10 protein-coding genes are annotated in these 10,413 nt (G+C 45.4%); 6 read left to right on the forward strand and 4 right to left on the reverse strand.

What is annotated here, in order from left to right; genetic code table 11:
* The first annotated feature begins 63 nt into the window (after positions 1–63).
* The 4 genes from queC to GJ688_RS06880 all read left to right on the forward strand — a co-directional run bounded on the left by queC (position 64) and on the right by GJ688_RS06880 (position 2,147).
* Entirely contained in the window at positions 64–747 is a 684-nt protein-coding gene (queC, locus tag GJ688_RS06865) for a 7-cyano-7-deazaguanine synthase QueC (protein WP_155475796.1), read from the forward strand.
* Positions 748–758: 11 nt separating this feature from the next.
* A complete protein-coding gene (locus GJ688_RS06870) occupies positions 759–1,493 on the forward strand; it encodes a TIGR03915 family putative DNA repair protein (RefSeq protein WP_155475797.1) in 735 nt (244 codons plus the stop codon).
* Positions 1,494–1,558: 65 nt separating this feature from the next.
* The gene (locus GJ688_RS06875; protein WP_155475798.1) at positions 1,559–1,804 is read left to right on the forward strand and encodes a hypothetical protein; all 246 of its coding nucleotides are present in this window, start codon (positions 1,559–1,561) and stop codon (positions 1,802–1,804) included.
* A 40-nt stretch (positions 1,805–1,844) separates the two neighbouring features.
* On the forward strand, positions 1,845–2,147 hold the full coding sequence (locus tag GJ688_RS06880) for an MTH1187 family thiamine-binding protein (RefSeq protein WP_155475799.1): 303 nt from the start codon (positions 1,845–1,847) through the stop codon (positions 2,145–2,147).
* Between the two features lie 79 nt (positions 2,148–2,226).
* Here GJ688_RS06880 and GJ688_RS06885 read toward each other — a convergent pair whose 3' ends face one another.
* From GJ688_RS06885 to GJ688_RS06895, 3 genes are all read right to left on the reverse strand, one after another.
* Positions 2,227–3,843, reverse strand: coding sequence for a spore germination protein (locus GJ688_RS06885; RefSeq protein ID WP_155475800.1), 1,617 nt, complete (start codon positions 3,841–3,843; stop codon positions 2,227–2,229).
* 150 nt (positions 3,844–3,993) lie between these two features.
* Positions 3,994–4,137, reverse strand: coding sequence for a hypothetical protein (locus tag GJ688_RS06890; protein ID WP_155475801.1), 144 nt, complete (start codon positions 4,135–4,137; stop codon positions 3,994–3,996).
* Between the two features lie 111 nt (positions 4,138–4,248).
* The gene (locus tag GJ688_RS06895) at positions 4,249–4,794 is read right to left on the reverse strand and encodes a hypothetical protein (RefSeq protein ID WP_155475802.1); all 546 of its coding nucleotides are present in this window, start codon (positions 4,792–4,794) and stop codon (positions 4,249–4,251) included.
* A gap of 125 nt (positions 4,795–4,919) precedes the next feature.
* Between GJ688_RS06895 and GJ688_RS06900 the strand changes: the two genes are divergently transcribed.
* Together GJ688_RS06900 and GJ688_RS06905 are read left to right on the forward strand one after the other, a co-directional pair.
* A complete protein-coding gene (locus GJ688_RS06900; RefSeq protein ID WP_155475803.1) occupies positions 4,920–5,201 on the forward strand; it encodes a hypothetical protein in 282 nt (93 codons plus the stop codon).
* A 263-nt stretch (positions 5,202–5,464) separates the two neighbouring features.
* On the forward strand, positions 5,465–6,019 hold the full coding sequence (locus GJ688_RS06905; RefSeq protein WP_155475804.1) for an S-layer homology domain-containing protein: 555 nt from the start codon (positions 5,465–5,467) through the stop codon (positions 6,017–6,019).
* A gap of 523 nt (positions 6,020–6,542) precedes the next feature.
* On the opposite strand, the gene GJ688_RS06910 is transcribed toward GJ688_RS06905, so the two are convergent.
* Positions 6,543–8,951 (reverse strand): RNA-binding domain-containing protein, encoded by a 2,409-nt coding sequence (locus GJ688_RS06910; RefSeq protein WP_155475805.1) that lies wholly within the window; start codon positions 8,949–8,951, stop codon positions 6,543–6,545.
* Between the last annotated feature and the right edge of the window lie 1,462 nt (positions 8,952–10,413).

Raw genomic sequence — 10,413 nt, forward strand, 5'->3', positions numbered from 1 at the left:
CTATAAAGGTAAACAAACAATTCTTGGGAAATGATGGACCTTTTGAGAGGCTCATAGGAAAGGATGATCGATGTGGCAACGGTTGGCGTAAGGGCCGTCGTAATTCTTTCGGGAGGGTTGGATTCGACGACCTGTATGGCTGTGGCCGACGAGAAAAGGGAAGAAATATATGCAGTAACATTCGCCTATGAACAACGGCACTTTCGGGAGATTGAAGCGGCAAAAAAGGTGGCTCATTACTACCGAAGTTTCCATCATATCATCGACCTAGGTAAAGTTTTTGGGGCCAGCGCTTTAACCTCATCCCACTTAAAGCCGGAAACGGAACAGCAGCGTAGCACGATTCCGCTCACTTACGTGCCGGCGCGCAATATCCTCTTCCTTTCCTATGCTCTTTCTTTTGCGGAAAAGGTAGAGGCCTCGAAGATCTATATCGGCGTAAACGCCCTGGACAACCCCGGCTATCCCGACTGCCGGCCCGAGTTTATCGATGCCTTTCAGCATATGATCCAGGTAGGTACGAAATCGGGGACGGAAGGTCGAGGAGTCCAGATCGAAGCTCCTCTGATCAACTGGACAAAAGCCGAAATCATCGCCAAAGCCGTCGAGTTAGAAGCGCCACTTCACCTGACCCACACTTGCTATAATGGTACTTCACCGGCCTGCGGCATATGTGACAGTTGCCGGTTGCGGCGAGAGGGATTTGAGGAACTCGGTTTGACCGATCCGATCCTCTATCGCCGATAAGGGAGGCGAAGATGCTCCATTTCATCTATGACGGCAGCTTTGACGGCTTGCTCACCGCCATTTATGAGGCGTACTACCGGCGTCAAGTGCCTGACGACATCCGACCCGAGGGCTGGGGCGAAGAAAACCTATTTGCCGAAGAAGTACCGATTGAAACGGACTTGGAAAAAGCGGAAAAAGTCTTCACAGCCATCGAAGGGAAGATCTGTCACGAAGCGGGCCATCATACAGCCTACGCTTTTTTATCGGAAATCGACGGGATGGAACAGGCCATCTACCAGTATGTAAAGCTGGGTTTTTCCATGGGTTCGAAAGTGGATGCCTACCTGACGGATGACCGCGTCCTGAAGGTACACCGCATGAGCTTCAAAGTGCGGACTGAGAGACACCGCATGCTGGGTTTACTGCGCTTTCGGCTGCTCCAAGGAAATATCTATTATGCACCGATGGAGCCGGACCACAACATCGTCAGTTTGATCGCTCCGCATTTTACCGAGCGGCTCAGCGACCAGAACTGGATCATTCACGACTGCAAACGGGGGGTGGCCGCTTTGTACAACCGGCAGGAGTGGATTCTGACGGAGTTGGAAAGCGACGGTGCTGTCGCTGAGGTGCAGGCGGAAGCCCTCTATCAGCAACTCTGGAAAGACTACTATCAGACCATTTCCATCGCTGGCCGGACAAACCGACGTTTGCAGCGCCGCTGTATGCCTGTGCGCTATTGGAAATACCTCATCGAAAAGTAAGGGTGCCCGAGAAAGGATAGACTGATAAAGACGATAGGGAAGAATGGATGATCGGAGGGAGCGGGATGGACGATAAAGAATTAGCCGGGATCCTGTCTGACCTGATGCTAAAAGACGGACGTTTCACGGCCAGTTATATCCGAGGAAACGAGCTATTTATCCAGTATAATGATCTGGAGGAAGAAGGTCCGGTCTCTAAATGGGTCGGCATTCAAATCCGGACGGGCGAAAGCCTGGAGGAAATGGAAAAACCGCCGGAAGGCGGCTGCAACTGTCCCCGGCGGAGCGGGCAACCGACAGCCGGAAAATAGGGGAAGTCAGGAGAAACATATAGAGGAAAGGGGAATGAAAATGGCTGTCATCGCCGAAGTCACCGTGGTGCCCCTGGGAACGGGGTCGACGAGCCTCAGCCGCTATGTGGCCGCCTGCCATCGAGTTTTGCAACAAGCCGAGGGAATTCGCTATCAATTGACCCCGATGAACACGATCATCGAAGGGGAGCTGGACAAGGTGCTGGAAGTGATCCGCCAGATGCACGAAGTCCCGTTTGAAGAAGGAGCCCAACGAGTCTCCACTTCGATCCGCATCGATGACCGGCGGGACAAAACCCTCACAATGGAGGGCAAGGTCGGCGCTGTCGAGGCAAAATTATAGCCCCTTGTATAGAAAAACAAAGCTAGCCGTCAGGAAAAGACGGCTAGCTTTGTTTTTGGCGTTGTCAAATTGTCATCACCTAAATGTCATCTAAACTATTCAAGTTATACTTCATCGATTTCAAGTCCATCCGTTGCCCATCAATGGTTTTAAAGGTACGAGGCCGGTTCGTTCGCCATTTGGGGGAAAAGACATAGATCGTGTCCACGAGATCTCGCAAATGGATGGCAGACATCTGGCTGAGGTAGGGCACGCCATAAGATTTGAGGGAACCCACATAGGCCAGGACCGTTGTGGCGCCGAAGACGATGCCGGGCATTCCCCAAAACGAGGCCCAGATGACAAAATAGTATTTTAACAACCGCATGGCTGGAAGCATCGAAAGGTTGGAAACGGTCAAATTGGTGATGGCCGTGACAGCCACGATGATGACCATGATGTTCGATGCCAACCGGGCCTGAACCGCCGCTTGCCCTAAAATGATCCCGCCGACAATCGTCGCGGCGCCGCCGACGAGCCGGGGCAGCCGCTGGCTCGCTTCAAGAATGATGTCGAGCAGAATCAGCATGATCAGCACTTCCAGGGTAGGCGGAAAGGCGAGGCCTTCCCGGGAGGCGGCAATATTCATGATCAAGTTCGAGCCAATGACCCCGGTGGGAAAGTTGGTGAAGGCGATATAAAGGGCGGGTAGCATCATGGTGAGATGGTTACCGAAGATCATCCGCAACATGCGAAAAAAGGTCGCCAGTAAGGGGGCGACGTAATAATCTTCTGGTGTCCGCCAAAAATCGATGAACAGGGCAGGAACCACCATCGCGGCGGGAGAGTTATCGAGAAATACGGCGATGCGTCCTTCCAATAGGGATGCAGACACACGATCCGTCCTCTCGCTCGGAAGGGAGAGAGGAAAGATATTAAAGGAGCGTTTATCTAAGTAAATAGACAATTCAGCGACGTCATGGATGATATCGATATCCAGGCTTTTTAAGTCTTCTTTGACAGCTTCCACACGGGATGGGTACGCGATGCCTTCGATGTAGGCCACAGCCACCTTGGTTTTGCTTCGCCGGCCGATTTGAAAGGAATCAATTCGGAGACGTTCATCTTTAATATGTTTTCGAAGCAACGCTGTATTTACCCGGAGCGCTTCGACAAAGCCCTCCATGGGACCGCGAACGACCTGTTCTGCCTTGGGTTCGCTGACGGTACGGTGTTCATACTGGTGATTCATGATGACCAGACCGGAAGAGAGTCCGTCGGCCAGCAAAAGGGTATTACCATCGAGAAGTTGACTCTTCGCCTGATCGATCGTGGTGATCTTCTGCCAGTTCGGGACGGAAATGATCGTCTTCCCGATGACCTCGAAAATATCGGATGTTTCATCGTGGAGGCCCGTAATGTTTTGCAGAGGTTCGATCACATGCAGGGCCAGTTCCTTTTTGTCGATCAACCCTTCAATGGCCACCAGCATAAACTTCCGGCTGAGGGCGGGGTTCTCGATAGGACGGAAAAAAAGATCCTTCGGTATTCCGAGGGCATTTTCCAGCATCTCTTTGGTCGTTTTCAGCGCCGCCGGCAGCACTTGCTCCACTTTCCCTTCCCGGTCGTCGGGAGGTGGGATTTCGGTCATCCGGTGCTTATATAGGAAGGTGTCCCATAAATTGTTGCCCTTGTTGTCTTCCATCTTCTCACCCATCGTTAGATTCGCCAGCAAGGGACTGAAACATGTAGGGTAAACATGTAAATAAAAGATGCAAATAAAACACGTAAACTAAAAATAGCCCTTCCTCATCACTTGAACTTCCTTCGGTTCAAGTTTGAGGCCCGGGCTCTTTGAGGATGCCGATTATTCCATATGCAATCCGGCCGAAGGCACCACTTTGGTACTGCCCTTCACACTGGTCAGATTCTGGGGAAGCAGGTCTTCATCGTCTAAAATGGCACCGGAGTCTTCACCTAGATTCGGCATGGTCATATTCGGATCTCCCAAGGCGATCACCTCCGAACACAGTATGCCCTGTCATAAGAAGATAATGCCATTGAAGCAAAAAAACCCCGAACCTCTCTGTACGAGGTCCGGGGTTTTAGACGTCTGATTTTTTTAGTTCAATAGATCTCCTGTGATCTGAACGCTTTTGGAGGGATCGTCCGAATCGGTTTTCGATTTCTTGGCCCATTCCAAAAAGCTGGCCGTATCCATAGCGGGATTTTGTTTTAAATCCTTGGCCCCTTCGGCACCGACGATGACAGTGAGGCCTGTCTTGCCGTCAGGCTCGGACATGGTGATGGCAGCCACACCGATGGGGAAGTCGGTTCGGTAAGTCGCAAGGATGAAGTCTCGGGCAAACTGTTGAGCTTTGGCTTTCATCTGGGGATCATTGGTCAAGGGGAACATGGCGACGACACCGCGACGGCCGTCAGAGAGGGAGCCGATGGTGATATTCCCTTTCGCTTCTGCCGGCAACAGAGACTCCAGATACTTCGGCATATCTTTGATATCCTTCGGTGTTTCCAGGGCAGACAGATCGGTGCTAACCGGTGCCGACTTGCTGGAAGAGCAACCGGCGAGGAAGGAAACCGTTATAAGCAGGGATATCATAAGGGCGATTAGACCTTTGCGGCGAGAACCGGTTACGTATTGCAGCATATATATACCTCCATGATTTTACTGGATGATTCAGCAAACTAATTATAGCGCAAGTGGGTGAAGAAGGGTATTGTAAAATATTTGGAGGGAAATAAAGGAGATGAATTGCTGCCGAAGGCTGTCATGTGACCGTACAGGATGTGCCCGATGTCTGCCGGGTCGTGGAAACGACGATTCATCCAGTGCATCAGTCGCTTATGCCGGGCGGACGCATCGCTATCTTGGACTTTGTCCGGGGGATGAGTCCAATTGCGGAACTGTTCGGTGTGAACATGCTGGTTAATACGAAGAACGGCAGCACGTGGACGCTGGAGCAGTATACCGAGTGGTTGGAGGAGGCGGGATTTGGAGCGGTACGAGTTCGTGGGAATGAAAATCGGCAGGTGATTTTGGCGGAGAAGCGGTGATTCTCCTCGTATACTTATAGATGACTAATTGCTGTTACTGGTTAAATAAGAATGACACGCCCTTAACCATGGGGAGGTGTCTTTCTTATTTTAAAGCCGCAACAATTATTAGACTGATTTTCCAAAAAAATAAAATACGAGGGTATTATTCTCTAGATAAACAATGATTTTTACTATATAAGTAGTGCAAAATGGTTTACTATTATCGTTGATGTCCGATAACTTTTTGTACATTAAGTACAACGACTTATGGAGGTATTGCAATGGGTAAATTCAATAAAGAACTAATTAAAGGCATGATTGCGGGGGCTACATTGGCGACCATAATTACTTCGGGGATTAGTATCGCTATTGCCAGCAGCGCTTATAGTGACGTACCTTCTGGTAAATGGTACACGGATGCTGTGATGTGGGCAAAACATGAAGGCATCATGAAGGGCGTTTCTGAGGACAAATTTGCGCCTGATGAATATATGACTCGCGCACAGTTCGCCCAGGCAATGAAAAATCTTCTGGAACAAGGGTACCTTGTAAAGCCGTCCTCTACGACAAACCCGACAACTCCAACCCAAGATACTACCCATAATACAACGCCTAGCACAAATACAGAGGAAAATGCAAACAACACCACACCATCTACTCCTGCGGAGGGAACCACGGGTAATGTAACCCCGACCACTCCTGAAGAGGGAACTACGGGCAATGCAACACCGACAGCACCTGCAGGAGGAGCATCGGATAATGCAACCACAACGCCTTCGGTTACGCCTGAGCAGGGAAATAGTAATGAAACTACAACCACATCTGCACAGGGGTAACGAAAATAAACTCCAATTGTGTGAAATGAAAGCAAGCAAGAGCCTTGGAATTAAAAACCAAGGCTCTTGCTGTATTTTATAATGTTGTATATATTTGATAGTTGATATCTAGAAATATAACCCTAAGAGCAAGTTTGTTGAAATCCTTGATTAGTGTTATACAACTGATTACAAGTCAGTTGCTCTGTTGGAAGACCTGTTAATCCGGTTTTCTTTCAATGGCTAATTTTAAGCGATCTTCGCAGGTTTGAACAGAGAGTAAGTTATGGGATATAAGGTCGCGGTTGCTTGGGAGAAGAAGGGATTGGGTTAAGGGGGCATAGCGTTAAAGGCCCGCCGGTGAAGGTGGTTTTTTTTGATCGTTAGAGATTTTTAAGGAGGCAGCGTTAGGGGAACTACAGTGGGACTACAGAAAAAGCCCGCCGATGAAGGCGAGATTTTTTAACTGGGTGTGGGTCAGTGTTAGGGGAATCACAGGGAGTTTTGAGGTGGGGAAGTGGGAAGAGAAATTAATATAAGACAGTTACTTAGTGCGAATTTGTCTTTCAACCTCATCAAGTAATTTCATTAGGTGAGTATTAATTGGGTCCAACTCCAGTCCTTGGTTAATCGCGTGTTTTATCCGTTGGTAATCTGAATTAGTCTTAGCTAGATGGTAAAGGGATAGAGATAGGTAATACCAATTCTGAGCGTTATGAGTAATATCAGCTTTAGATTGAGGACGTGAAATAAATCCTTTTTCAAACATTCTTTTAGCTTCTCTATTAAAGTTGTCAGCAGCTCGATGACCGGTAGTCTTGGTTATTTGGGTTGCTCTAATTGTATAACAACGACCAATTCCATGCCAACATCGTGGATCATCGGCTTGACCTGGACATTCTAATCCCCGCTCGAAACAGGGTTGTGCAGAATCGGGATCCCTTCTTCGTATCTCAAACATGCCACGTTGATACCAGATTCTAATGTTATTTTCATCAAATTGACAAGCTTTTATGAAGTTGGAATTAGCTTCCTCTAATCTTGATTTTTGTTTTTCTCCATATTCAGATAATTCCGATTGTTCACATACCCATGCCCATTGAGAATAGATATACCCTAATTTTGGAGCTAGGATCTCAGCTTTTTTGAATTTATCCTGAGCGTCTTCAAAACTCCTCCGTGTTTTCCATATCCGCGTAGCCTCACTAGCATAAGCTGCAGCGTTATTTTCCTCTGGAGTAGAAAACTTAAATCCGTGACTAAAAGCTGGTTTAAGCAGAATACCAACATTTTTTTCAGTAATAATCATAAAATCATGATACGCGGATCGTAATTCTTGTTCTATTTTTGGATCGGCTTTGAGATGCTCCTGTGCATAGGTTCTTGAAAGTGGTTCCATAGTATAGAGGGGTTCACTCGAAACGTCTAAAGGAACCTCTTGAATTAATAAGCGTCGTGAAACCAACGTAAAAATACTGTTATCTAGATCAATTCCTTCAATACCGGATACCGCTGAAATGGTTTTTTTGCTTTGCGGTTCTATGAAGAAAGATAAACTGAAATATACACGTTTTTGATTTTCGGGAAGGTACTTGAATGAACGGTGAAATTGGAACTCAAGTAAATCACTATCTATATTTAATGTCTTCAAACCATTTACAGCATCTTGAAGACTTAAGCCATTAGCAATATCATTTAAAGTGTTAATTATTAAAAGAGGCAATCCAAAAGCTTTTTCGACAAAATCATCTTTAGCATTATTATTCATAGAAGCAATGTTTTTTAATCCTAAGTTTTCTGCCCATGTAGTTACAAGTTCCCGTCCGCCCGTCTCTCCAGTCATTTTTTGAACTTCTAAAATTCTATTAACGGGTAATCGTAAATTATCTAATAATTTATGTCTTGAAGTAATAATTGTTTTAGTTTTATGGTTTAGTTTTGCTAAAAAATTCAACAATCTAGGATCGTAAAATGTCTCTAAATTATCTAGAAAGAGCAATCCTCCATTTAAACTGTTAAGTAAATCAACTGTAAATGAAAATCGAGACTCATAAGTTTGCTCAGCTAGTAATTCTTCCTCAAATCCAGTAACATACGCCACGGTTTGAAACAAATCTTCAAGAGTTTTTAATTCAGGTTCTTTTTTAATACGACCCTGCTCTGTTAATTCCTCATCTTTAGCACTAACCCATACAATAAAATCGACGACAATCCCAGATTTACCTGCTTTCGTGTTTTCTAAAATTTCGTATGCATAAAATTGAGCTAATGATGTTTTACCTACTCCACCTAACCCATCCACAAGTATTGATAAAGTACCAGGTTCTTTTTCTACGTAAGCTCTTAAATCATTTAATTCTTTACTTCTACCTATGAATTGATTCTTACTTCGATAAACGGGGACAAAAGGTAGATTATTCAAGACTTGTTTTGATTGAAAATTATCTTTGCTATCGATGTACCTGGTTAACAACTTATCAATATCTTTTACCGGGGTACTTTCGCTTGTTTGTCGATGGTAAATGTCCCCTGCAGAAAAGACAGCTTTCTTTTGCCCATTTTTATGACCGTCTTTAATCGCACTAATAGGTCTCGGAGCTTTAACAATATAGATTAAGGGGTATCTACGACCATCTATGGTATGGTGACTTACGCCAATTTCCGGAGCTGTATTCAAGTACTTCTCAAGTTTACTTCTTAAAGTTATGTCGTTAATACTAAAACTATCAGAAACTCCCACTGGGCTGAATGACTTCTTCTCTTTATCTTCTTTAACACCAAAAACAATATGTCCACCCTCAGTATTTGCAAAAGCCATAACATCTTTAACTAATTCAACCCATTCGAGGTCGTGCTCTTCTTTGAAATCTAAACTAACATCCTCGTGCTGTGATTTGAGCAAGTCGATTAAATACTCAGAAGAAAGATTTTTGCGAAACTCAAACCTATCCAAAATACTACCTCCTTAGCAAATATGAAACAATTATTCTACAGGAAAAGAATGATTCCTGCTAATTGTCAATAATTCCAATAAGCCTCGGAGTGAGCTTAAAACATCGTCGCCTATAGCAGTAATATTTGCTCAAGCACCGTTAGGTACATTGTCGGTGTAGGTGGTTTTTTACTATCGTTACGAAGCCCAATGGGTTAACATCCGCATAATTATCGTTAAATCCCCAGTAATAATCACCCAAAAACCCCCACGCCCCACATAAGGCCGCTGTAATGGGCGACGTCCAGTTTTACACCCGCTTTGATATGAATGTATGGTTTGTCGGATTGAGGGGCGTAGGGGGGAGCGTGGGGGGGGGGCGGTTTTGATAGGGTGGAGGAAATAAATAGGCGAAATTGCCTATTCTCTTAACAGTCGGCGTAACTGCCGAATAGGATAGCAGTACAATCGCTCATCTCTCACGGCCATCTCGTCTCCCGTCTCGGGAGAGGCCAGTGGGAGTGGGCGGTTGTTTTTTTTGATGCCGTTATTGGCCCAACGTCGGCATAACTGCTGAAAAACCCACAGGAAAATCACCTATAAAACCCCATATCCTACATAATGCCGCTGTAATGGCCCACGTTCGATTGGCCCCCAATGGTATGGTTGGTCGCGTTGGAGAGCGTAGGGGGGAAGGTGGAGGGGTGGTTTTATTGGGTAGAGGAAATTATTAGGGAAAAATAGGTCTACGGTCCTTTGCCCTTCAATATCAAGGCATGATAATCTAAAAATGCCTTCTTTTCAAATATCCATCTGCCTACCGGGATGTCTAGCTCCCGGTATTTTTTTGTCGTTTATCAGGTGACTACGTCTATCTAAAACGTATTTTGTTGGCAAGAAGGAAAATCCTGGCATAATGTCGAAGGATAATTGAAAAGATTGAAAATAATGGAGGAAGTCATGAGGCAAATAACGATGACCAGGTTATTACGTTTAAGGGACGTAGAAGTATTTCTATTAAAGGACGGTTATTGCGGAGACTTGATTAGTTTCATGGTCTTGGTCGATTATCGCCGACCTAGTTCATTAGAAGATTATCCGTACCTTAAAGGGATAGAAGATGAATCTAATTTTAGCAGGGCCAATTACATAAAGGTGATCTTTATATCGGACAAACTACTTTCGAATGATTCACAGGATGAAATAATTACATTGGCTGGAGGTTTACTAGAGAATAAAGATAACTGCCATTGGAACTGTGATTTTCAAGTACTCAGCTCAACAGAAATAGAACAGTTATTAGAGTCCAGGAAATACTTTTTGAAGTTTTTCGAAAGATTACTGGAGAGTAATGGATTGGACATTAAGTTAAGTATTGAAGATGATAAGTTTATCTTTTTATCACACCCCCTGTGTTAGGCTAGTTGACGCAGGACCTAAAGGATTATAATTATAAAAAGCCTTTAGGGAGGACGTACACATG

It is taken from the genome of Heliobacterium mobile, from assembly GCF_009720735.1.
In the GTDB taxonomy this organism is placed as follows: Bacteria; Bacillota; Desulfitobacteriia; order Heliobacteriales; family Heliobacteriaceae; genus Heliobacterium; species Heliobacterium mobile.